Origin of the sequence: Methylobacterium pseudosasicola (assembly GCF_900114535.1) — a bacterium.
Taxonomy (GTDB): Bacteria; Pseudomonadota; Alphaproteobacteria; order Rhizobiales; family Beijerinckiaceae; genus Methylobacterium; species Methylobacterium pseudosasicola.
The window spans coordinates 24449-47500 of sequence record NZ_FOTK01000042.1; the positions used below are offsets into that span (position 1 = coordinate 24449).

Consider the following 23052-nt stretch of genomic DNA (forward strand, 5'->3'; position numbering starts at 1 on the left):
GATGGCACCCCACGGATACAGCGCCCCCCGCGACGAGGATCGTGCATGCACCGGCGGGGATGAGGCCGCCCGCCTCCGCGCCCTCGCACGCTACCGCCTGCTCGACACCCCACGCGAACGGGACTTCGACGATATCGCCGAGGCCGCCGCCGACCTTTGCGAGACGCCCATCGCGGTGGTGAACCTCGTCGGCGACGGCCGCCAGTTCTTCAAGGCCGAGGTCGGACTCGGTGTGCGCGAGACCCCGCTGGAGACCTCCTTTTGCCGGCAGGCGCTTCTGCAGGAGGAGTTCCTGTGCGTTCGCGATGCGTCGCTCGACCCGCGCTTCGAGGGCAACCCGCTGGTGACGGGCGAGCCCGGCCTGCGCTTCTATGCCGGCGCCCTTATGAGGACCGCGGAAGGGCATCCGGTCGGCACGGTCTGCGTCCTCGACACCAAGCCGCACGAGCTCGCGGAGCGGCAACGCCGGGGCCTGATGCGACTCGCCCGCCAGGCCATGGGGCAGATGGAGTTGCGCCGCTCGTTGCGGGAGCAGGCGGAGCAGCGCCTGCTGCACGAGCGCATCCTCGACAGCGCCACGGATTACGCCATCGTCGCGACCGACCCGCAAGGCCTGGTCACCCGCTGGAACTTGGGCGCCGAGCGCATCCTGGGCTGGACCGAGGCCGAGATGCTCGGGCGGACGGTCGAGGCGTTCTTCACGCCTGAGGACCGTGCCAGGGACCGGGCCGGGACCGAGATGCGGCTGTCGCTTGAGCACGGCAGCGCCTCGGACGAACGATGGCACATGCGCAAGGACGGCAGCCGGTTCTGGGCCTCCGGCGAGATGATGCCGCTCAAGACCGAAGCGGGCGGGACCATCGGCTTCCTCAAAATCCTGCGCGACCGCACCGAGCAGCGCGAGAGCGGCGCCGCCCTGGAGGCGAGCGAGATGCGTTACCGTTCGCTGGTCGAGGTCAGCCCGCAGGTGGTCTGGTTCGGCGACGAGGCGGGCAACGTCACCTACTGCAACGCCTATTGGTACGACTACACGGGCCTGCCTGCCGGCGAGACCGGCGAGGCGAGCTGGTTGGGGGCGATCCACCCCGACCACCGCGAGGCGACCCGCGCGGCCTGGCTGGCCGCGGCCGGATCGGGGCGGCCCTACGAGGTCGAGTTCCCCCTGCGCCGAGCCGACGGGCAGTACCGCTGGTTCCTGTCCCGGGCCCAGCCCGTGCATGGCGCGGACGGCTCAGCACGCAGTTGGATCGGCACCTCCATCGACATCCATGAGCGCAAGTTCGCCGAAGAGCGGTTCAAGACGCTCACCGAGCTCGCCCCGGCCATCATTTGGTTCGGCAACCCCGACGGCAGCCTCAGCTACCTCAACGACCGCTGGTACGCCTACACCGGCCAGACCCCGGAGCAGGCGCTGCCGCTCGGCTGGGGCGAGGTCATCCATCCGGACGACTTGCAGCGCCTGCTGGACGTTTGGGAGCATGCCCGCACGAACGAGGTCCTCTACGATACGGAGGCTCGGCTGCGCCGCCACGACGGCGAGTACCGTTGGTTCCTGATCCGGGCCGAACCGATGCGGGACGGCGCCGGTGCGGTGGTCGGCTGGCTGGGCAGCGACAGCGACATCCACGACCGCCGCCAGGCCGAGGACGACCTGATCCGGGCGCGGGAACAGTTGCGCTTGGCGGTCGGGTCCACCGGGATCGGGATCTTCGACTACGATCTCGTCTCGGACACGCTAGTCTGGGACGCGCGCACCCGCGCCCTGTTCGGCCTGCCGCCCAACGCGCCGGTGAGCTACGACGTATTCCTCGCCGGCCTTCACTTCGACGACCGGGACTGGGTCGACGCGGCGGTGAAGGCTGCCATCGACCCGGATGGTCCCGGCACCTACGACATCGCCTTCCGCGTCGTCGGTCTCGAAGACGGCATCGAGCGCTGGGTGGCGGCCAAGGGACAGGCCTTCTTCGAGGGCGGCCGCACGCTGCGCTTCATCGGCACGACGCGGGACGTCACCCAGAGCCGTCGCGCCGATCAGGCCCTGCGCGAAGCCGAGGAGCGCTACCGCCTCGCCGCGCGCGCTACCAACGACGCGATCTGGGACTGGAACCTCGCCACCAACCATGTCCTCTGGAACGAGGCCCTCGGGGAGGCGCACGGGCATGTCCCGGATGCGGTCGAGCCGACCGGCGATTGGTGGATCGCCCATATCCATCCCGATGACCGCGCCCGCGTCGACCGATCCATCCACGCGGTCATCGACGGCGTCGGCACGGCCTGGGCGGACGAGTACCGCTTCCGGCGTGCGGACGGCTCATACGCCGACATCCTCGACCGAGGCTACGTCATCCGGAACGGGACCGGGCAGGCGGTGCGGATGATCGGGGCCATGCTCGACATCACGCGGCGCAAGCAGGCCGAGGAGCATCAGCGCCTGCTCACCGGCGAGCTTCAGCATCGGGTGAAGAACACCCTCGCGCTGGTCCAGGCAATCGCCAGCCAGACCTTCCGCAACGCATCCGACCTCGGCGCGGCGCGCGAGGCCTTCGCCGAACGCCTGATCTCGCTCGGGCGCGCCCACGACATCCTGACCCAGGCGAGTTGGACCCAGGCGCCCATCGCCGAAGTCGTCGAGGGGGCCCTGGCGGTCCACCGGGGCTCCGGCGCCTCCCGCATCCGGTCCAGCGGCCCGGACGTGGCGCTGGCCGCCAAGCCGGCCCTGGCCCTGGCTTTGGCCCTGCATGAGCTCGCCACCAACGCGGCCAAGTACGGGGCGCTCTCGAACGCTTCCGGCACGGTGGACCTGCGCTGGCACGTGGTCCACGAGGCGGGCGAGCCCCGCTTCCGCCTGTCCTGGTCCGAGCAGGGCGGCCCCCCGATCCTGGCGCAGCCGTCAAGGCGCGGCTTCGGCTCGCGCCTGATCGAGCGCAGCTTCGCCGCCGAGGTCGGCGGCGAGGTCAGGCTCACCTACGCCCCGACCGGCCTCGTCTGCCGGCTCGAAGCGCCACTCGCCTCCATGCAGGAGGCCGGCGACGAGGCAGCGGCGTGACGGCGGCAGAACGCCCGGTCGCGATGGGCGCCGCGGCGCCTCGCGATTGCCTGACCAAGCCCAGCCCTCACTAGCGCCTTCCCCTTGGACCAGGCTGGGGCGAAGGGGCGCGGCAACCCTGGTCACCGCCGTAGGTTAGAAAACGTGCGACCGGTTTCGGGCGGACGAACTCGGGAGCCGCCCTATGCCGGCTGATCCTGAAGGATTGGTAAGTCGTGCGAGACGAGACGGGTCAGGGGACCGCGGACCCGAGGTTGCTTCGCGCCGCCGTCGAGGCTTCCGGGGAGGCCATCGTCATCACATCGGCGGAGCTCGAAGATCCGGGTCCCCGCATCGAATACACGAACCCGGCCTTCAGCCGCATGACCGGCTACGAGGCGCATGAGGTCGTCGGCCTGACGCCGCGCCTCCTGCAAGGGCCCGGAACGGACCGGGCCATAATCGACCGTATGCGGGCCGCATTGCTCGCCGGCGAACCGTTCCAGGGCGAGGCGTTGAACTACCGGAAGGATGGCTCGACCTACATGGTGGAGTGGCTGATCACCCCGCTGAGGGATGCCGGCGGTTGCATCACCCACTGGGTCTCGGCGCAGCGCGACATCACCGCACGGCGCGCCGGCGAGGACCGGCAGGCGCTGATGGTGCGCGAGCTGCACCACCGGGTGAAGAACACGTTGGCCACCGTCCAGGCCGTGGTGAACGCCACCGCGCGATCTTCCCCCACCGTCGCGGAGTTCACGCGGGCCTTCTCCGGCCGGATCGGCTCGCTCGCCCGGACTCATGCCCTCATCACGGAGGACTTGGCTCAAGCGGCGTCGTTCGAGGCGCTGCTGCGGGCCGAGCTCGACCCCTACGACGAGCGGGGGCGCCTGACCCTGGGCGGCCCCAGAGTCGTGCTGCCGTCGGAGCTTGCCGTGCCGGTCGGCATGGCGCTGCACGAATTGACGAGCAACGCTTTGCGGCACGGGTCCCTCGCGGCTCCGGGAGGCCGGCTCGACGTGGCCTGGAAGGTCGAGGACGGGCCTGCCGGGCGCACCTTGCTCTGGACCTGGAGCGAGCACGACGGCCCGCCCGCCCCCCATCCCACGCGCGACGGCTTCGGCCACCGCCTGCTCAAGAAGGTGCTGGCTCCCCAGACCGGGGCGGAGGTCGACGTGGACTTCGCGCCTGACGGGCTACGGGTCTCCGTGCGGATGCCCTTGTCCGCCGGTTCCGCCTGACCGGCTAGGCTAGGCGTCAGGCCTGGGACGCAGCGCCACGACGTTTCCGGCCTCGGCGACCGGGGCGAACTCGGCCCCGAGCGTCTCGGCGACCTTACGGGCGAGTTGCTCGCGCTTGAACGGCTTCCCGATGAGTTGCACGCCGTCGTCGAGACGACCGTGGTGGACGATGGAGTTCTCGGTGTAGCCCGACATGAAGAGCACCTTCACCTTCGGCCTGAGCGCCTGGATGCGCTCGGAGAGGTCGCGTCCCTTCACCTTGCCCGGCAGGATCACGTCGGTCAGCAGCAGGTCGATGGCGGCCGTGTTGTCCCCGAACACCCGCAGGGCCTCCTCGCCGTCGGCGGCCTCCAGCACGCGGTAGCCGAGGTCTGAGAGGATCGCGCAGGCGATCTCGCGGACCGCCGCCTCGTCCTCGACCACCAGCACGGTCGCCGAGCCGCGAGGGAGATCGACGGGCGGCGCGCTCCGTTGCCCGATTGCCACCAAGGCGCCGACCGCCCTCGGCAGATAGATCTTCACGGTCGTTCCCTCGCCTGGCTCCGAGTAGATCTTCACGTGGCCGCCCGACTGCTTGACGAAGCCGAACACCATCGCGAGGCCGAGCCCCGTGCCCTTTCCGTCCGGCTTGGTCGTGAAGAACGGCTCGAACACCCGCCGCACCACGTCCGGCGTCATGCCATGCCCGGTGTCCGAGACCGCAAGCATCGTATAGTCGCCGGCCGCGACCTCGGCGTGGTCGCGGGCGTAGGCGTCGTCGAGGACCTTGTTGCCGATCTCGATGGTGAGCCGGCCCCCGCCCGGCATGGCGTCCCGGGCGTTGAGCGCGAGGTTCAGGACGGCGCTCTCCAATTGCGCCGGGTCGGCCATCGCGGGCCAGAGGCCGGCGCTCTCGACATAGCGCACCTCGATGTGCTCGCCGAGTGTCCGACGCAGGAGGGGGACCAGGTCCGGCATGGTCGCCGCGAGGTCGATGGCGGCCGGCGCCAGGGGTTGCTTGCGGGCGAAGGCCAGGAGCTGGCCCGTGAGCGTCGCCCCGCGCTGGGCGGCCCAGGCGGCGCGCTCGATCCGAGACTGCAGCTTGCCGTCGCCGTCGAGCTTCGCCCGGACGAACTCAAGGTTTCCGAGGATGACCTGCAGCAGGTTGTTGAAGTCGTGCGCGATGCCGCCGGTCAACTGGCCGATGGCCTGCATCTTCTGTGCTTCCCGAAGGACACCCTCGGCTTGGGCGCGCTTGGTCATGTCCGAGATGGTCAGGACGAAACCGCCGTCGGGCATCGTGGTGCGGCGGATCTCCAGGTGATGGCCATCGGCGCGCGTGCGCTCGTACACGGTCGCCTCCCGTGGGGCATTGCTGCCGTGTCGGACCTGGTCCCACGTCTCCAGCGCGGGCCCGCCCGCCTCGGCGGTGTGTTCCGAGAAGGCGGCGTAGGACGCGCCCGGCCGCACCATCGCCTTCGGCAGGTCAAGCAACACCAGGAAGCAGGCGTTCCAGTTCGTCAGCGTGCGGTCCGGCGCGAACACCGCCACGCCCTGGCTGAGGCTGTCGAGCGTCGTCCGGAGCCGAAGGGCCTGGGTGCGCTGCTCCGCCTCGGTCAGGTACGAGCGCGACCACGCCTGGTTCAGGAGGCGGGCGGCCCAGAGAAGGGTCAGGATGGCGAGGAGCGATCCTCCCAACGTCGTCCACCGGACCCAGGCGGCGCGCGCGTCGTTCTCTCCGAGGCGCCGGGCGAGCCGCGCTTCCTCCTCGCCGAGCATGGCCGCGAGCGTCGCCTCCGCCTCCTTCATGAAGCCGCGGCCGGCATCTGTGTTGACGAGGCGCCGTGCCGCCTCGACCCCGACGTCGCGGCGCAACTGCACCGTCTGGGCGAGCTCCTCCAGCTTGTGTTGGATGATCGGGGCGAGGGCGCGCAGGCGGTCCTGCTGGACGGGGTTGTCCGCCGTGAGCTTCAGGAGCTCGCCCTGAAGGACGCCGAGGCGGTCGCGCGCGGAATCGTAGGGCGCGAGATAGTCGTCCTTGCCGGTGATGATGTAGCCCCGCTGGCCGGTCTCGGCATCGCGCAGGGCGATGCCGAGATCCTTCATCGCGGCCAACACGCGGTAGCTGTGCTGCGACCACTCCCGCGCCTCCCGCGTGGCGTTCAGGCGCTCCCACGTCACGACCCCGACGAGGGCGAGGATGGCGAGCAGCACGCCGAAGACGAGGAGGTTGGCGCGCGCGACGATACGCTTCGACATGTTGACGGGGTCCGCCGCCTGCCCGCGCCCCGGGTCGGGTCGCGTCTCGCGGAGCTTGCTCGAACGCCGATGACCTGGGGTCACATGCGCGCTCGCAGGTACGTCGTAGCACGGTGGACCGCGATTGCGCGTCTTTTGAGGAAGCGTCGCCGTTAGGGGCCGAGGACGGCTAGGCGCCCAGGATGCGCTTGCGGCGTTGCCAAGTGGCGACCTTGCGCAGCAACCGCGAGAGCTGCTCGACCGAATACGGCTTGTGCAGCAGTTCGAAACCGTAGGTGCCGTTCTGCGCCAGGACGTGGCTGTAGCCCGAGGCGAGCAGCACCGGCAGGTCGTGGTGCTCCTCGCGGATGCGATGCGCGAGGTCGATGCCGTTCATGCCAGGCATCACGACGTCCGAGAACACCACGTCGAACCGGTCCGCGTCCTCGGCGAGTTCCGCAAGGGCCTCCGCGGCATTGCCGGCGAGCACCGTCACGTAGCCCAGGTCGGTCAGGGTCTGGACCGCAAAGGTGCCCACCTCGGCATTGTCCTCGACCACGAGCACGCAGGTCCCGTGGCCGTCCATGAGAGGTTCGGGCTCGCCGGTGTCGGACCCTTTCCCCGCCTCCGAGACGCGCGGCAAGTAGAGGGTGAAGGTGGTGCCTCGGTCGACCTCGCTCTCGACCGTCACCTCGCCGCCCGATTGCTTGGCGAAACCGAACACCTGGGAAAGTCCGAGCCCCGTGCCCTGGCCGACGCCCTTGGTGGTGAAGAACGGCTCGAAGATCCTTTCCAGCCGCTCGGCCGGGATGCCGCTGCCGGTGTCGCTGATCGACACGGCCACGAACGGGCCCGGGACGGCCGGGTGGGACCGCATCGCCGGCATCGTCTCGACCGGCCGTACGCGGATGGCGAGCCGCCCCTCGCCGTCCATGGCGTCGCGGGAGTTGACGGCCATGTTGACGAGCGCCGTGTCGAACTGGCTCGGGTCGGCATGGACGAAGCAGGTCCTGTCCGGCAGGTCGGTCGAGATCTCGATGCGCGAGCCGGTCAGCGTGCCCATCATGTCGGAAAGCGCCCGCACGCTGTCGCAGACGGCGAACGTCTCCGGCTTCAGGGCCTGACGCCGGGCGAAGGCAAGCAACTGTCCGGTCAGCTTGGCGGCCCGGTCCACGGTGTCGGAGATGGCCCCCACGTAGCGGGCGCGGCGTTCCGGGGCGAGGTTGGGACGCTTCAGAAGGTCGGTCGACGACTTGATCACGGTGAGCAGGTTGTTGAAGTCGTGCGCGACGCCACCGGTGAGTTGCCCGATTGCCTCCAGTTTCTGGGACTGCCGCAGGGCCTCCTCCGCGGCCATCAGCGCGCCGGTGCGCTCCTCGACCCGCTGCTCCAACGTCTGGTTCGCCTGCCGCAGGTCCGCCTCGGCCTGCCTGAGGGCGGTGATGTCATTGAAGATGCCGACCATGTGGCGGTGGCCGGAGGCGTCGTCGACCGGATGGCCGGCGCTGAGGACCGAACGGCGACTGCCGCCGGGCAGGACGACCGTGTAGCCGGTATCGACGCGCGCGCCGTTCCGGAAGCCGGCCTGCGCCGTGGCGAGCACGTCGGCGAGCTCTTCGGGCGCAATGCGGGCGAACACGTCATCCTGGGAGATGGCGACTTCCGGCGGCAGCCCGAAGATCTCGCGGCTGCGCGCGTCCATCGCGACCTCGCCCGTGGCCGTGTTCCAGTCGAAGGTGCCCAGCCGCGCGACGTCCAGCGCGACGGAGAGCCGGGTCCGGCTCTCCTGCGTCGCCGCCAGAGCCTCTTCGAGGCGCCTGGCACCATCGGCGAGACCGGCCTCCGCCCGCGCGCGCAACAGGGCGGTGTGTATCCGCCCGGCGACGTCGCGCACCAGAGCCTCGTCCTCGTCGCACCAGCGACGCGGGGTGGACTGGTTGACGAACACCGACGCCCACAGGCGTCCCTCCACGACCAAAGGCACGGATAGGACAGCCCGCAAGGCGCCGACCTCCTCGTAGGCCGCCGCGTGGGCCGTCGTGCGCGGGTCGGAAGCGACATCGTCGACCCGGAGGCTTCGGCCGGCGCGCAGCTCCCCCACCACCGCCTCGCCGAAATCGGCCATGCGGTGGATTCCGGCGAGGCTCGGCATCGTGCCGTCGGTCCAGTCGCGCTCGACCCTATAGTGGACCCCGTCGGCATCGGCCTCGCCGAAGCCGCAACGCTGCGTGCCGAGATGCCGGCCGAGCATGCCGCAGGCCATCGCGATCAGCGCATCCGGGTCGTCGTGGACGCGAAGGGCATCGCCGAGAGCCAGCAGGAAGGCGCTGCGGCGTTCCTGCTTCACCTTCGCGGTCGTCTCGGTGCAGGCGCAGAACATCCCCTGCACCGCGCCGTCCTCGCCGCGGATGGGCGAGTAGGAGAACGTGAACCACACGTCCTCCGGATACCCGTTACGCATCATGACGAGGGGCAGATCCTCCATGAACGTGGCCGCACCGGCCATGGCCCGCTCGACGAGGGGACGGATGTCGTCCCAGATCTCGGACCAGACCGTCTCGAACGGGCGTCCCAGGGACCATGGGTGCTTGGCGCCGAGGATCTCGACGTAGGCGTCGTTGTACAGGAAGCCCAGGCCAGGGCCCCAGGCGATGAACATCGGGAAGGCCGAGTTCAGCATCAGGCTGACGCCCATGCGCAGGGCCGCCGGCCAGGTCGTCGGGGATCCGAGCGGGGACGCGGACCAGTCGTGGCCGCGCATCAGCGCCCCCATCGCGCCGCCGCCCGAGAGGAACGGGGGAGCACAGGCTCCGTCCTCGTGCACGGACGCCTGCTCGGGACCGGGAAGCCGCGCCCCGCCGAACGCCGACCGATGCGAGCTCATGGTTGAGCCATCGCCGCGAGGGACCGCCGCATGTCGAGCTGGGTCATGACCAGAGCGGCGAGGACTTGGAGACACTCCCGCTGCTCCTCGGTGAGGCCGAGCGGACGCGGCTCGGTGTCGATGACGCAGACCGAGCCCAGCCCATGCCCGTCCGGTGTCACCAAGGGAGCGCCCGCGTAGAAGCGCAGGTGCGGCTCCCCGGTCACGAGGGGGTTCCCGGCGGTCCGGGCGTCGCACGACAGGTCGGGGATCACGAGCAGGTCGCGCCTGCCGAGCACGTGCTTGCAGACCGAGGCATCGAGGTCGGTCCCGCATTCGGGGAAGCCGGAGCGCGCCTTGAACCATTGCCGCCCGTCGGCCACGAGGCTCACCAACGCGACCGGGGCGGCGCAGATGGCGCGCGCCAGGATGACGATGCCGTCGAAGCCGGGCTCGGGCGCGGTGTCGAGGACGGCGTAGCCGTCGAGGGCGTCGAGGCGTCCGCGGCCGGCGAGGCCGGCCGGTGCCTTCGGGCGGCGTGTCATGGGACCCGTCCTCGGTTGCGGACGGGGGGTGGAGAGGCGGCGATGACCCGTCCCAGGACCCGTCCGATCTGCGCGGCCGAGTACGGCTTGTGCAGGAGCTCGAAGCCGTGGCTGTCCTCACGCGCCAGGACATGGCTGTAGCCAGAGGCCAGCACCACCGGCAGGTTGGGAATGCGGATGCGGAGAGCCTTCGCGAGTTCGATGCCGCCCATGCCGGGCATGACGACGTCGGAGAAGACGGCCCGGAAGCCGGAGCCGTCGGTGCCCAGGCGTTCGAGCGCCTCCTCGGCGTTGACGACCCATACGGGCGCGTAGCCGAGGTCCTCCAGGATCTGGGCGCAGAAGCGCCCGACCTCCAGGTTGTCCTCGACCAGAAGCACCGGCTGGCCCTGGCCGGAGGGCGCCACCCCGGCATCGCGGTCGGGGACGGGCATCCGGGACGGCCCGTCCGAGACCTCAGGCAGGTAGAGCGTGAAGGTCGTACCCTCTCCCACCGCGCTCGCCACGTCGACGTCGCCACCCGACTGCTTGGCGAAGCCGAACACCTGGGAGAGCCCGAGCCCGGTGCCGCGGCCGACGGCCTTGGTCGTGAAGAAGGGCTCGAAGATGCGCCCGAGGACGTCGGCGGGGATGCCCGAGCCGCTGTCGGTCAGGGAGACGGCCACGAACGGCCCCCGCGATCCGCCGTGCCCCCGGATGGAGGGCATTGGCTGCCCGGCGAGCACCCGCATCGTCAGCGTGCCCACGCCGTCCATGGCGTCCCGCGCATTGACCGCGGCGTTCACGACCGCCGTCTCGAACTGGTTGACGTCGGCGCGCACCAGCGCGGCCGCGTCCGGAACCTCGACCCTGAGGCGGATGCGGGCTCCGGTGATGGTGTCGAGCATGTCGGCGACGCCACGCAGGCGCTCGCCGGCGTCGAACACCTCGGGCCTGAGGGATTGCCGGCGCGCGAAGGCCAGGAGCTGACCGGTCAGCTTGGCCGCTCGGTCGACCGTGTCGGAGACCGCATCCATGTATCGCTTGCGCCGCTCCTCGGGCAGGTCGGGGCGACGCAGGAAGTCCACGGAGGAGCGGATGATGGTCAGCAGGTTGTTGAAGTCATGCGCGACGCCGCCGGTGAGTTGGCCCACGGCCTCAAGCTTCTGCGATTGCCGCAGGTCCTGCTCCATGCGCTCGCGCTCGACCGCCTCGGCGAGCAACCGCGCATTCGCTTCCGCGAGCTCGGCCGTCCGCGCGGCGACCTGGGTTTCCAGCGAGGCCCCGACCTCTCGCAGCCGCTCGGCCTGGGCCTCCAACTCGGAGTGGAGGGCGACGACGCCGCGATTGGTCTCGGCGAGTTCCCGGTTGAGGCGCTGCGCCTCCTCCTCGCGCTCGGCCAGCTCGGCGAGGCTGCGCAGGAGCTCGCGGTTCTGCTCGCGCAGCGCGACCAGCGGTTCCTCGGTCCGCGCACGGGCGACGTCCTCGGCGAGGGTAGCGAGCCGCTTTCCCGTGAAGGATTCCGTGCCGGACGGCAGCCGCTTGGCGAAGGTGGCGACCGTGCCCTTGCCGGGGTCGGTCTCGATCTCGAAGCGGTCCATCAACCGGCGGGAGCCGGTGATGCCGATGCCCAGGCCCGTCGTCGAGCGGTAGCGGCCTTCGAGGATCTCGTCCAAGTGCGGGATGCCGGGGCCCTTGTCGATCACGCGGATGACCAGGGATTGGCCGCCATTCTCCTCGTCGAGGCCGTACTCGACCCTGCCGCCGCCGGCGTAGCCGTAGGCGTTGCGCGCGATCTCGGACACCGCGGTGGCGATCCGCGTCTGGTCCTGGATGCCGAAACCGAGGTGTTCGGCCAGCCTGCGCACGCGCTGGCGCACGGTGACGATGTCGTCCTCGTGCTCGACGCAGGTGGCGAGGAGTGGCCATCTCATGATGCGTCACCCCGCACGACGAGCACGGTGGCATCGTCGCGGGCGCGGGCGAAGTCGCGGTAGATCAACCCGGCGACGAGCGACGGGTGGGCCGCAGCGATGCCGGGATAGGCATCCAGGGACCATCCGGTCGCGATCCCGTCCGAGCACAGCACGAACACGTCGTCCTGCCCCATCGGGTATTCGAACTCCTGGATGCGCCGGGCCGCATGTCCGGCCGTTCCGGCAAGGCTGACCGTGCGCTTGGTCACTGCGCCGGAGACGACGGCTCCCAGGACGTTGCCGATGCCCGCGAACGTGAGGATGCCGGCGTCCCGGTCGAAGCTGGCTACGGACACCGCACCGCCTCGGGTCTGCGGCAGTCCAGCATGGATGGCGGACAGGATCGCGCCGGGAGGCTTGTCCCGATGGTGATGGAATAGGCTCAAGGCCTCCTGCGACGCCTTGGCGGCCTCCGGTCCATGGCCGAGGCCGTCCGCCACGATGGCGGTCCATCCGTCGAGCCGCTCGCGCACGGCGTAGGCGTCGCCGTTGGCTGTCTCGCCCCTCAGAGGCACCGTGACGGCCCCGAAGGCCGCGGAACCATCAGCCGTGGCCGGCCGGACGCCCGATAGACGGGCCAGCACAGCAGTGCCTGTGCCGGGCCGGGACGCGATGTCGAAGGCGTCGGACAACCGACGCACGGCTCCGAGGCCCTCGCCGGCGCTGCCGCCGGTGGAGTGGCCGTCGCGCAAGGCCGAGCCCAGGTCCGAGAAGCCCGGGCCCTTGTCCAGCGCCAGGATCTCGACGCCCGAGCCCGTCGCGTCCTCAAAGGTGCCGACCAGGATCTCGCCTGGCACCCCGTACTTCACGATGTTGGTGGAGAGTTCGGTGACGACGAGGGCCACTCGTCCAGCCGCGGTTTCGTCGAACCCGATGGCCTGCGCCGCGGCCACGGCACGCCGCCGCGCCTCGGCCACCTGGCTCGCCTCAGTGATGGTGACCCGGTCCATGGCTACTTCCACCGCGCGATGGTCACGCGGGTGCCTGAACCGGGCGTCGACTCGATGTGGAACTCGTTCGAAAGCCGCTTGGCTCCGCCAAGCCCCAGCCCGAGCCCCCCTCCGGAGGTGTAATGGTCGGTCATCGCCTGCTCGATGTCGGCGATGCCCGGTCCTTGGTCCTCGAAGGTCAGGCGCAGGCCCTTGCGCGTCCCCGCCAGCACGGTCTCCATGCGGACGTCGCCGCCGCCACCGTAATCGAGGGTGTTGCGCGCGAGTTCGCTCGCCGCCGTGATGATCTTGGTCTGGTCTACGAGGCCGAGGCCGATCTCCACGGCGAGCGCGCGCACGCGCTGGCGCACGCGGACGACGTCGTCGCCGGATCGGACAGGTAATGCCTCAGTCTTCGTGACGGTCACGGTCGCTCCCGTGCCCGTCGTCCTCCTCGGAGAGCCGAACCTGGATCAGCGCCATGCCCCGCTCGACGTTCAGTGCGGTCTTGATGCCGGTGAGTTCCAACCCGAGCTCGACCAGGGTGATGGCCACCGCCGGGCGCATCCCCGCGACCACGGTCTCGGCATCGAGGACGCGCGAGACCGCCGCGATGCTCACCAGCATGCGACCGATGAAGGAATCGACGATCTCAAGCGCCGAGATCTCGATGAGCACGCCGCGCGCGCCAGTGCGCGCGATCATCGCCGTCAGGTCCTCCTCCAAGGCGAGCGCGAGGCGGTCGTGCATGTCGACCTGGATGGAAACGATGAGCGCGCCGCCCAGCTTGAGGATCGGGATGCGGTCCATGGGGTCAGCGGCGCTCCTCGGCCGGGGCTTGCTGGCGCACCACCTTGCGGCCTGTGCGCTTGAGGGCGACGGCGAAGGCGTCCGCCAGGGTCGCCTTCGAGACGACGTTGAGCTCGACGCCCAGGTGGACCATGGTCTGCGCGATCTGCGGGCGGATGCCGGACACGATGCAATCGGCGCCCATCAGGCGGGCCGCGGCGACGGTCTTGAGGAGGTGCTGGGCCACCAGGGTATCCACGGTGGGCACGCCGGTGATGTCGATGATGGCGATCTCGGCCTCCTCGTCGACGATGGCCTGGAGTAGGTTCTCCATGACGACGCCGGTGCGGGCGCTGTCGAGGGTGCCGATGAGCGGCAAGGCGAGAATGCCGTCCCAGAGGCGCACCACCGGGGTGGAGAGCTCGGCGATCTCCTGTCCCTGCCGCCCGATGACCTCCTCGCGGCTGGCCAGGAACACCTCCATGGTATGCAGGCCGAGCCGGTCGAGCACCTTGCCGGCCGCCCACACGCCGGCCGCCAGCGTCGACGCGTCCACATCGGCGCTCCGCCTAAGTGCTTCGAAGATCGGCTCCTTGAGCGAGAACACGAAGTTGGCGGTGTCGGTGGGCGTAAAACCTTGGATCGCCCGCGACCGTGAGATGTCGGCGAGCGTCTCGCGCAGCGGTGCGAAGCCCTCGCCGTCGGCATCGAGGCTGTTCGAGGCGAGAGCGTCCCGGAGCTGGCCGAGCACGGCCTTTGCCTGGGTCCGGAGCTCGGCCTCGCGGATGCGGCCGCCCTGCAGGGAGGCACCTTCCCGAAGAGCAGTGTTCCAGGCATCGAGGATGGCGGCCTCGTCCTCCGTGAGGATCCTTTCCAGGACCCCGGCGCCGTCCGTGCTCATCCACTCATCCTTGTCTTAGGCATTCAGGGTTTATTCTGGTTCGTGCACGTTCGATAGGCGTCGTCGTTGCGGCTGGCCCCGCTACGGCAAGTTGTTCCTGGCCTTAGCGAACCGGTCGCCGCCCAACCTGCCCACGGCAGCGGGGCGCACGGCGAACATGCCGTCGGGCAAGCCGGAACGCGCCCGAGCCGGTCGCACCCGCCGCCGCATGCAGCAGGGGCTACTTCGCCTTTTCGGCGATGCCCTTGAGCCCACCCTCATAGATACCAGCGACGACCTCCTCGGCCTTGGCGTCGGGCGCGCCCTTGGCCTTGAAGCTGCCGGTCCAGGTCAGCTTCGATCCCTTGCCGTCGGGCGCGACCGAGAGGGTCGACTTGTAGCCCTCGACCGGCAGCGGGCTCTCCAGGATGGCGTAGGTGTAATCCATCTTCCTGTCGTCGCGGGCGACCTGCTCCTCAACGATGGTACCGCCGCCCTTCAGGGACAGCGTGCGCACCTTCTTGCCACCCTTCTCGGAGAGGACGCACTTCTCGACTGCCGGGTGCCAGTCGCCGATGCCGCAGAATTCGCCGATGGTCTTCCAGACCGTGGCCGGGGGCGCCGCGACCGTGGCGGTCCGGGTCACGTCGAGCGCGAGCGCGGGGGTGGCCGATAAACCGGCGAACGTCAGCGCGGCGAACAGGATCTTGCTCGTCATGTCGTTTCCTCTCCGTTGGCGGACCCTTGTGTCAGGTCTCGCTCGATGCGGACGATGCCGGATCGTCGGCGGGGTCGGCGCCTCGCCAATCGTGAGGACGCGACAGGTTGACAGCATCGTTCGCGCATGAATGATTAAGGTCTGAACGGAGCATCGGTCAATGGCGACATCGACGAAGGGCCCCGGGCTCAAACTGGACGACCAACTCTGCTTCGCCCTCTATGCCGCGACGAACGCGGTCGTGCGCGCCTACCGGCCGCTGCTGGGCGAGCTGGGCCTGACCTACCCGCAGTACCTCGTCATGCTGGCGCTCTGGCAGGACGGCGTGACGGCGGTGCATGACCTGGCCGCCCGGCTACAACTCACGTCCAGCGCGATCACGCCCCTCGTCGACCGGCTGGAGACGGCAGGCTTCGTCACCCGCGCCCGAGCCGCGGACCGACGCATCGTCCTGGTCGCCCTGACGGAGACTGGCCGGCTCCTGGAGGACAAGGTCGCGGTGGCCCAGCAGGCCGTCGTCTGCCGCACCGGCTTGGGCGAGCGCGACCTCGCCGACCTCCGCCAGGAACTGAAGGATCTCGCCGGGCGCGTCGCCGATGACGTCATCGCGCCGACCGACTGACGCTTCCGGACGCCCAAAGCGTCCTGAGGCCCCGACACTGCAAATGCTTTCCGCCGAGGGGCCAAGCAGCGATGCAAGAGGCTTATCGAGCCCACGGTCCCTTGGTGCCGACAGACACAGAGACGGCGATGCGGCGGCGCGCCGGCGTTCGACCAATTCGGCTCATGTCGAGCCGGACGCCACCCGCACGCCATGCGGGTCATGACAACGAGGAGGAGACATGGACGCGCAAGCGACCGGGGATCCGGGGGGCGGCCAGCCCTGGGGCCCCCACAACACGGTGACGGTCGTCGACCCGTCGCCGGTCAACTGGCTCTCCATCACCTGGAACACGATGGAGGAAGCCAACCGCGTCGACCATGACGGCATCGGTCAGCCGAGCCTCGCCGAGAGCTGGCGCTGGCTCGACGGGGAGACCCTCGAACTGACGATGCGCGAGGCCGTCTACCAGGACGGCGAACCGTTCAACGCGGCGATGTTCAAGCTCGGCTTCGACAAGGTCCAGGAATGGACCAACCCGCACCCGCCGGGCGCCTTTCTGAACTTCGCCCGGGACGTCACATGCGAGGCGGTCGACGACCGCACCGTGCGGATGCGTTTTCCCGGTGGTGATTCCGCGGCGCTGATGAAGCTGCGCGGCATGCACCTGCCGTCGACGCGGTTCTGGAACGAGTGGGGCTTCGTCGACCCGAAGACCGGGTCGGCGGAAGGCCATTGGTGAGTCATCGACGCGCCTGGTCCGTGGGGGACTGGCCCGTTCGTGCTCACCGAGGGCGTCTCGCTCATCGATAGCCGCTCCGACCGCGTGGTCATGGAGCCCAACCCGACGTACTGGAACCCGGCCCGCAGGCCGACGGTCCGGATCGTCTACGACAACGTCATCGGCAAGGCCGAGGGCATCAAGTCGGTCGCGGCCGGTGACGGCCGGGTCGACGTGGTGTTCGACCTCACCCCTGACGAAGCCAAGGGCTTCCCCGCCTCCGATAAGGGGAGGATCCAGACCAAGAAGGCCAAGACGATCCTGACGGGCGTCTTCAACGAGAACCGGCCGGAATCGCCCTGGCGCGACCCGGAGGTGCGCAAGGCGCTCAACCTCGCCATCGACCGGCGGGCTATCCTCGACCAGGGGGCGCATGGCTACGGCACGGTGATCCCGGCCTTCATCCAACCCGGCCGCTACGGCGCGGATCCCGGCATGACACCCCTTCCGCACGATCCCCAGGCCGCGAAGGCGGTGCTGGAGAAGGCGGGGCTCGGGGGCCGGGACCTCGTGTTCGTCTCGTCTCCCGCCTGGAAGGGCGTGGTCGAGGCGATTGGCCGGAACCTGGCGGAGATCGGTCTCTCGGCCCGGTTCGTCAGCGACCGGGGCGACCTGCCGGACGATTTCGACGTCAAGCTCGAATGGTACTTCGACTGGACGCCGCAATATCCGGTCGCCTGCGTCCATCGGGAGTTCTTCGGGAAGGACGCGACCCTGCGCCAGGGTCCGGAGGACCCGGCGTTCGATGCCCTCTACGACAAGCTCCTGCACGCGACGGGAGAGGATGTGGAAGGCGTGACCCGAGAGGTGGAGCGGTACGTCCAAGACAGGTCCAAGGCCCTGTTTCTGTACTCGCCCTTCACCCTGTTCGCGGTCTCTGACCGGGTCGCCTTCACGGCCTACGACACCTGCATGTCGGAGCTCGCCGAGACCCGGATCAAGGGTTGAGGGCTCTGGCCTGAGAACGAAGCCGGCGCGGTGACACCCGCGCCGGCCCCTCCAACCCGGATGCCGCTCGGTCGAGGCACACCATGATCGTCGCGACCGCCGGGCACATCGACCACGGCAAGACAGCCCTGGTGAAGGCATTGACGGGGGTCGACGCCGACCGGCTGCCCGAAGAGAAGGCCCGGGGCATCACCCTCGATCTCGGGTTCGCCTACGCGCCTGAGGGCGGTCTCCTGCGGGTCCCGCTCGGCTTCGTCGACGTGCCCGGCCACGAGCGGCTGGTGCGCACCATGGTCGCGGGCGCCACCGGCGTGGCCTGCGCGCTCATCGTCGTCGCCGCCGACGACGGGGTGATGCCGCAGACCCGCGAGCACGTCGCCATCCTCGACCTCCTCGGCATCGACACGGGCGTCGTCGCGGTGACGAAGGCCGACCGGGTAGGCCCGGACCGCGTCGCGGCGGTGACGGCGGAGATCGGTGCCCTCCTGGCTGGCACTAGGCTCGACGCAGTGCCAATGGTCGCCTGTTCCGCGCTCACGGGCGTGGGCGTCGACGAGCTCGCCCGGCTCTTGGAAGCCGCGGCCAACCCTCACGTCCCGGACGACGCGGGGCGCGGCTTCAGGCTTGCCGTCGACCGCCGGTTCACCGTGTCCGGGGCCGGCCTCGTCGTGACCGGCGCGGTGCACGCGGGCACCGTCCGTGTAGGCGACCGGCTGCTCGTCTCCCCGGGCTCATGCGAGGTGCGGGTACGCGGCGTGCGCGTCCACGACACGGTGGCTGACACCGCGCGCGCCGGGGAACGCTGCGCCCTGAACCTGGCCGGCCCGCGATTGTCCCCTGAACAGGTCAGTCGCGGCGCCTGGATCCTGGCGCCGGACCTGCACGGACCGGCCACCCGCCTCGACGTGTCCCTGCGCGTGCTGCCCCACGAAGTTCGGTCCCTGCGCCACCGCACCCCCGTCCAGCTCCACCTCGGCACAATCGCGGTGACTGGGCGGCTGTTGCTCGCCGGGGGCGAGGCGGTCGAGCCCGGCGCAAGCGCGCACGCGCTGATCACGCTCGACCGCGAGGTCGGCACCCTTGCAGGGGACCGGTTCGTTCTGCGCGACGTCTCGGCCACGCGAACGCTCGGCGGCGGTCGGGTGATCGATGTGGACGGGCCTCGCCGCGGACCGTGGACGCCCGGCCGTCGGGCGGTCGTGGCCGCGATGGACACCCCGGATGACGCGAAGGCGCTGCACGGCCTTCTCGGCGCCTCCGAGGCCGGGGTCGACCTCACCCGCTTCGCCCGCCTGCGCAACCTGCCGGCGGCGACCCTGGACGCCCTCGTCGCCGAGGCGGGGGCGGTCGTGGAGCCCGGTCGGCGGATCGCGTTCCAGGGTGCGCGGGTTGCGGCATTGGCCGCGGGGGTCGTGTCGGAGCTCGCCCGGGCGCACATGGCGCAGCCCGACAACCCCGGGCTTTCTCCCGACGAGATCGCGGCGGCCGTACCAGCCTCCGAACGCCCGGCCCTTCCGGCCGCCATCGACGAACTCGTCCGGACGTGTCGGCTAGCGCGGCGCGGACCACTCCTGCACCTGCCCGACCATGTGGCTCGTCTGCGGCCGGCCGATGCGGCGCTCTACGAGGCCGCGCGCGCCGTGCTGGAGGAGGCGGGACTGGACCAGCCCCGCCTCACCGTCGTGGCCGACCGCCTCGGCCGCGAAGCGGACGATCTCCGCCACTTGCTCGACAAGGCTGGTCGCCTCGGTTGGCTCCTTCGCATCTCGAAGAGCTATTACGTGCTGCCGGAGGCCGCCATCGAACTTGCGCGGATCGCGGACGCCGTGGCGAACGCGCATCCCGAGGGCCTGCTTACGGTCGGACGCTTCCGCGAGACAGCCGGCATCGGGCGCAACATGACCATGCCGCTTCTGGAGTTCTTCGATGCGCATGGATTCACCGTGCGCATCGCGGAGGGACGGCGTATTCGTGGTGATTGGCGCGCCTTGGTCCCCTCGGAAGGACGTCCCCCGGCACATTGAACGCCCCAGCTTGTTTCTGGGGACACGCCTGCGCCGATTATAGTTCTGCCGTCTGTTGGTCTGCACCCTACCAAGTTAGCCGATCCGGGAACGTCGTATCACGGATAGCGACACGCTCCATTTGTGACGACCTATCGCTTTCCTCCGGTAACACCGCGGCTCGGGATGGCCCGGAACGCTTCCCCCGCGGGGGGGGGGTGTTGAGGAGGCCCTCATCCTTGGCGAAAATTAATTTATTTCGCCGCAATTTGAATGAAACCCAAATCACATCGTTCGTAGAATTGTGTGATGATTTCGTATCATTCATTTGAGCAGTGTTGCGCTGATGTCCGTAACTTGGTTGGATTGGTTTTCATGGACGCGTTGCGAGTTACAGCGGCGTGTTTACCGGGAAGCGGGGCACTCACTGCCGGACGGGCTAAAAACGCCTGAGGGTGCGATGCGTGTCATCACCCAACAATGCGCCATGAAAGCTATAGACGCTCAACGTGAAGGCAGGCCAATGCCTGAGACGGAGAGGCTGCTTTCAATTTTATTTCCCTTTTTTATGCCCTTGGTTCCTGTGCCAAGTGGGAATTTGCCCTGTAATATGCGGCTTGAGCGCTCTATCGTGGCGCCACTCATCGATATGGCCTCTCGCAACCCAGCCATCATAGAATGGCTGGAGGAGTGCCACGAGGTGCCGCTTATCTACATTGATCTGCCTCGCAATGCTTGGATGGTCTCCGAAACAGTACAAGTTCAAGCTGTCTTCGTTGATAACGGTATTGGTACGACAGATGATGTCATGCTATTCTTCAAAGATGAGCCACGCTCAACTGTGACCGTTCTGCTTGCACCAAAAAACAAGCGCTGCAAGCGTCGACTTGTATGGGCTATGGGTACTGATGAGTTCCACAACGAGTTGCAAGGCGGAACTCCGGACGATCATGACGGCAATATACCATCTACGCTTGACTTGATCGAGACAACAGGACTGAGCGTCCACGAATTTTGCCGCCGTGTAGAAGGCATGATCGCGGCTGCACTATTCCAGCAGCATTCGCTCCGCGCGGCCATGTTGCCAGCAGCGTATGCAGCCGGTTTGCCGGCAAATCCTATACGACGTTCCGCGTACATACGCGAATATGATGGGGCGGATAGGAAAGCTGGGGATACCGACGAGGCACGGTCTTTGTTTCGCATCGAGCGCGTTGGACCTGTACCAGAAGAGGTGCGGCGATGCATGCCCATAGAGGCAGTAAGAAACGAGCATGGTCCTTTGCTTTGTTCCGTTTGGGTCAGAGGACATTATCGCAATCAAAGGTTCGGACCCGGTCTTAGTCAAACTAAACAAATTTGGGTTGAGGCTCATCGGAAGGGGCCGGATGATATTACGTTACGGCATCCGATGAATTTAATTGGACAACTGTCCGACGTCAGCACCTGTGGGACAAATGGAAATTCTTCACGAACGGAGGATGGCAGGTTCATCGTAGCCCCTGAGGAGCAAAGATGAAGCAGACATCCGGACCGGCCAAGAAGCTGGTAGAATCGGTGATCAACGACATCCGTCGGGCCAAACGTCGGCAGTTCTCGTTCGAGGAGAAGATCCATGTGATGCTGGAAGGTGTGAATCGGCGTTAAAGCATGATCTCGGTAAAAACCTGGCAAAGGCTCTCTCCGAGCTGCGAAAATCAAGATCGAGGTAGGGTCACGATCGGCACGGAAGGTGACCCTACCTCGATGAAAAACTTCCTATATATCCCAACGTAATAAGCTCGACTTTGGCCAATCGGACGGGCGGTTGGGCGGCAGGTGACGAAGCGGGCATGACGGGTAGGCTCGGTGTGTCCCGACCAAGAGACACCCAATGCCTGATCTGCCCGCCCGCTTCGCCGGGCTCATCCTGGCGTTCGCGCCGCTGTTCGTCCACCGCTCGTGGCGACACGCGCAACTGCTGCTAATCGGTGCGATCCTGACCCCGGGGCGGCGCACGGTGGCGAGTGCCCTGCGCATCATGGGTCGCGCGCAGGATCGGCGGTTCGTGAACGTTCACCGCATCCTCAACCGCGCCGCGTGGAGCCCGCGTGCTGGCGGCCGTATCCTGCTCGGGCTGCTGATCGCCGCTTTCGCTCCGCGCGGTCCCGTCGTCATGGCTCTCGACGACACGATCGAGCGCCGCCGCGGCAAGCGGATCGCCGCCAAGGGCATCTACCGCGATCCGGTTCGCTCCTCCGACAGCCATTTCGTCAAGGCGAGCGGCCTGCGTTGGATGAGCCTGATGCTGCTGGCCCCAATCCCCTGGGCGGGGCGCATCTGGGCGCTGCCGTTCCTGACCACGCTCGTGCCGTCCGAACGCGCCTGCCGGGAGCGCGGACGCCGGCACAAGCCTCTGCTTGACGTCGGGCGTCAACTCGCCCTCCAGGCGCGGCGCTGGCTGCCGAGCCGCGATCTCGTGCTGGTCGGTGACGGCAGCTTCTCCGCCCTGCTGTTCCTCGACGCGATGCGCCGCGCCCGCATCACGGCGATCACCCGCCTACGGCTCGACGCGGCCCTCTACGAACCCGCCCCGCCGCGGCTGCCGGGCACAATCGGACGCCCGCGGACCAAAGGCGCGCGGCTGCCGACGCTCGCCGCGACCCTCGTGGCCAAGGACACGCGCTGGCATGCGGGCGTGGTGTCGGGCTGGTACGGGTCAGCCCAACGCGGCATCGAGATCGCCTCCGGCACCGCGGTCTGGCGGCACGGCGGGATGCCCGTCGTGCCAATCCGCTGGGTGCTCGTGCGCGATCCCGCCCACCGCTTCGAGGCCCAAGCCCTGCTCTGCACCGATCTCGCCTGCGACCCAACCCAGATCGTGTCGTGGTTCGTCCGCCGTTGGAGCGTCGAGGTCACCTTCCAAGAGGTGCGCGCCCATCTCGGCGTCGAGACGCAGCGGCAGTGGTCCGACACAGCGGTTGCCCGCACCACGCCCTGCCTGCTCGCCCTGTTCTCGATCGTCACGCTGCTGGCTGCGCAGCTCCCGGCCCGCCAACGGCAACGGATCGCGGCCGCCGCGTGGTACCCCAAACCGCGTCCGACCTTCGCCGATGCTCTGGCCGCCGTGCGCTGTGCGATCTGGCGCAAGGGGACTTTGGCAACATCACCGCGCCGACGCGCCCGAACAAAACCCCGCTTCCGTTTGCCAACGCCCTGGGCCTATGCCCTCTGCCACGCCGCATGATTGGCCAAAGTCGAGATAAGAGCGCCTAACAGAACCGTCTGATCTGGTTGAGTGTGATGAGGCTGGCAGCGAGGCTGGTGAAGGCTTTGTAGATGTCTGCACGTCGCTCGTAGCGCACGGGCAGCCGACGGAAGCGATTGAACCAAGCGTGCGTGCGCTCCACCACCCACCGATGCCGGCCTAGCCTCTCGCTGCTCTCGATGCCGCGGCGTGCGATGCGCGGTACAATCCCACGCGCCCGGCACTCGTGTCGGCGCGGTTCAGCGTCGTAGGCTTTGTCGGCGTGCAGTTTGTCCGGGCGGTGTCGCGGCCGGCCCCGCCGACCGTTGCG

16 protein-coding genes and 3 pseudogenes are annotated in these 23052 nt (G+C 68.7%); 8 read left to right on the forward strand and 11 right to left on the reverse strand.

Annotated elements, in window-relative coordinates; translation table 11 throughout:
* The first annotated feature begins 1 nt into the window (after position 1).
* Positions 2–3046, forward strand: a complete 3045-nt coding sequence (locus tag BM228_RS27555) for a PAS domain S-box protein (RefSeq protein ID WP_092045661.1) — start codon at positions 2–4, stop codon at positions 3044–3046.
* Positions 3047–3300: 254 nt separating this feature from the next.
* A complete protein-coding gene (locus BM228_RS27560; protein ID WP_244537330.1) occupies positions 3301–4266 on the forward strand; it encodes an HWE histidine kinase domain-containing protein in 966 nt (321 codons plus the stop codon).
* Between the two features lie 9 nt (positions 4267–4275).
* Here BM228_RS27560 and BM228_RS27565 read toward each other — a convergent pair whose 3' ends face one another.
* From BM228_RS27565 to BM228_RS27605, 10 genes and pseudogenes are all read right to left on the reverse strand, one after another.
* Positions 4276–6504 carry a CHASE3 domain-containing protein gene (locus BM228_RS27565; RefSeq protein ID WP_092045664.1) on the reverse strand — a complete coding sequence of 743 codons (2229 nt, stop codon included), beginning with the start codon at positions 6502–6504 and terminating at the stop codon, positions 4276–4278.
* A gap of 169 nt (positions 6505–6673) precedes the next feature.
* Positions 6674–7948 (reverse strand): annotated as a pseudogene (locus tag BM228_RS36165) (ATP-binding protein); the annotation flags it as partial.
* 405 nt (positions 7949–8353) lie between these two features.
* A pseudogene (locus BM228_RS36170) lies at positions 8354–9367 on the reverse strand (GAF domain-containing protein); the annotation flags it as partial.
* Complete coding sequence (locus BM228_RS27575) at positions 9364–9891, reverse strand: GAF domain-containing protein (RefSeq protein WP_092045666.1); 528 nt, start codon at positions 9889–9891, stop codon at positions 9364–9366. The gene BM228_RS27575 and the pseudogene BM228_RS36170, both read right to left, overlap by 4 nt.
* A complete protein-coding gene (locus tag BM228_RS27580) occupies positions 9888–11804 on the reverse strand; it encodes an ATP-binding protein (RefSeq protein ID WP_092045667.1) in 1917 nt (638 codons plus the stop codon). The genes BM228_RS27575 and BM228_RS27580 overlap by 4 nt, the downstream gene beginning before the upstream one ends.
* Positions 11801–12796, reverse strand: a complete 996-nt coding sequence (locus tag BM228_RS27585) for an ATP-binding protein (RefSeq protein WP_092045668.1) — start codon at positions 12794–12796, stop codon at positions 11801–11803. The genes BM228_RS27580 and BM228_RS27585 overlap by 4 nt, the downstream gene beginning before the upstream one ends.
* A gap of 2 nt (positions 12797–12798) precedes the next feature.
* A complete protein-coding gene (locus tag BM228_RS27590; protein ID WP_092045670.1) occupies positions 12799–13203 on the reverse strand; it encodes an anti-sigma regulatory factor in 405 nt (134 codons plus the stop codon).
* Positions 13184–13585 carry an STAS domain-containing protein gene (locus BM228_RS27595; RefSeq protein WP_092045672.1) on the reverse strand — a complete coding sequence of 134 codons (402 nt, stop codon included), beginning with the start codon at positions 13583–13585 and terminating at the stop codon, positions 13184–13186. The genes BM228_RS27590 and BM228_RS27595 overlap by 20 nt, the downstream gene beginning before the upstream one ends.
* A gap of 4 nt (positions 13586–13589) precedes the next feature.
* Positions 13590–14465: an STAS domain-containing protein gene (locus BM228_RS27600; protein ID WP_092045674.1), complete on the reverse strand. Its 876-nt coding sequence runs from the start codon at positions 14463–14465 to the stop codon at positions 13590–13592.
* A gap of 220 nt (positions 14466–14685) precedes the next feature.
* Positions 14686–15162 (reverse strand): SRPBCC family protein, encoded by a 477-nt coding sequence (locus tag BM228_RS27605; protein WP_092045676.1) that lies wholly within the window; start codon positions 15160–15162, stop codon positions 14686–14688.
* Between the two features lie 160 nt (positions 15163–15322).
* Here BM228_RS27605 and BM228_RS27610 point away from each other — a divergent pair, with 160 nt between their 5' ends.
* The 6 genes and pseudogenes from BM228_RS27610 to BM228_RS27630 all read left to right on the forward strand — a co-directional run bounded on the left by BM228_RS27610 (position 15323) and on the right by BM228_RS27630 (position 22721).
* On the forward strand, positions 15323–15784 hold the full coding sequence (locus tag BM228_RS27610; protein WP_092045678.1) for a MarR family winged helix-turn-helix transcriptional regulator: 462 nt from the start codon (positions 15323–15325) through the stop codon (positions 15782–15784).
* 334 nt (positions 15785–16118) lie between these two features.
* Positions 16119–17492, forward strand: a pseudogene (locus tag BM228_RS27620) (ABC transporter substrate-binding protein).
* 83 nt (positions 17493–17575) lie between these two features.
* A complete protein-coding gene (gene selB / locus BM228_RS27625; RefSeq protein ID WP_092045683.1) occupies positions 17576–19516 on the forward strand; it encodes a selenocysteine-specific translation elongation factor in 1941 nt (646 codons plus the stop codon).
* 439 nt (positions 19517–19955) lie between these two features.
* Positions 19956–21014 (forward strand): hypothetical protein, encoded by a 1059-nt coding sequence (locus BM228_RS34135; RefSeq protein ID WP_139234230.1) that lies wholly within the window; start codon positions 19956–19958, stop codon positions 21012–21014.
* Positions 21011–21142: a hypothetical protein gene (locus BM228_RS35940; protein ID WP_280142360.1), complete on the forward strand. Its 132-nt coding sequence runs from the start codon at positions 21011–21013 to the stop codon at positions 21140–21142. The genes BM228_RS34135 and BM228_RS35940 overlap by 4 nt, the downstream gene beginning before the upstream one ends.
* A gap of 226 nt (positions 21143–21368) precedes the next feature.
* Positions 21369–22721: an IS701 family transposase gene (locus BM228_RS27630; RefSeq protein WP_092045685.1), complete on the forward strand. Its 1353-nt coding sequence runs from the start codon at positions 21369–21371 to the stop codon at positions 22719–22721.
* 25 nt (positions 22722–22746) lie between these two features.
* Here the strand turns inward: BM228_RS27630 and BM228_RS27635 are convergent.
* The coding region (locus tag BM228_RS27635) for a transposase (protein WP_139234231.1) at positions 22747–23052 on the reverse strand (306 nt) is incomplete at its 5' end.

Excerpts from the sequence above, each read along its gene's own strand:
- BM228_RS27555 (WP_092045661.1), top strand. The coding sequence starts at position 2 with ATGGCACCCCACGGATACAGCGCCCCCCGCGACGAGGATCGTGCATGC.
- BM228_RS27565 (WP_092045664.1), bottom strand. The coding sequence starts at position 6,504 with ATGTCGAAGCGTATCGTCGCGCGCGCCAACCTCCTCGTCTTCGGCGTG.
- BM228_RS27575 (WP_092045666.1), bottom strand. The coding sequence starts at position 9,891 with ATGACACGCCGCCCGAAGGCACCGGCCGGCCTCGCCGGCCGCGGACGC.
- BM228_RS27580 (WP_092045667.1), bottom strand. The coding sequence starts at position 11,804 with ATGAGATGGCCACTCCTCGCCACCTGCGTCGAGCACGAGGACGACATC.
- BM228_RS27585 (WP_092045668.1), bottom strand. The coding sequence starts at position 12,796 with ATGGACCGGGTCACCATCACTGAGGCGAGCCAGGTGGCCGAGGCGCGG.
- BM228_RS27595 (WP_092045672.1), bottom strand. The coding sequence starts at position 13,585 with ATGGACCGCATCCCGATCCTCAAGCTGGGCGGCGCGCTCATCGTTTCC.
- BM228_RS27600 (WP_092045674.1), bottom strand. The coding sequence starts at position 14,465 with ATGAGCACGGACGGCGCCGGGGTCCTGGAAAGGATCCTCACGGAGGAC.
- BM228_RS27605 (WP_092045676.1), bottom strand. The coding sequence starts at position 15,162 with ATGACGAGCAAGATCCTGTTCGCCGCGCTGACGTTCGCCGGTTTATCG.
- BM228_RS27610 (WP_092045678.1), top strand. The coding sequence starts at position 15,323 with ATGGCGACATCGACGAAGGGCCCCGGGCTCAAACTGGACGACCAACTC.
- selB (WP_092045683.1), top strand. The coding sequence starts at position 17,576 with ATGATCGTCGCGACCGCCGGGCACATCGACCACGGCAAGACAGCCCTG.
- BM228_RS34135 (WP_139234230.1), top strand. The coding sequence starts at position 19,956 with ATGCGTGTCATCACCCAACAATGCGCCATGAAAGCTATAGACGCTCAA.
- BM228_RS35940 (WP_280142360.1), top strand. The coding sequence starts at position 21,011 with ATGAAGCAGACATCCGGACCGGCCAAGAAGCTGGTAGAATCGGTGATC.
- BM228_RS27630 (WP_092045685.1), top strand. The coding sequence starts at position 21,369 with ATGCCTGATCTGCCCGCCCGCTTCGCCGGGCTCATCCTGGCGTTCGCG.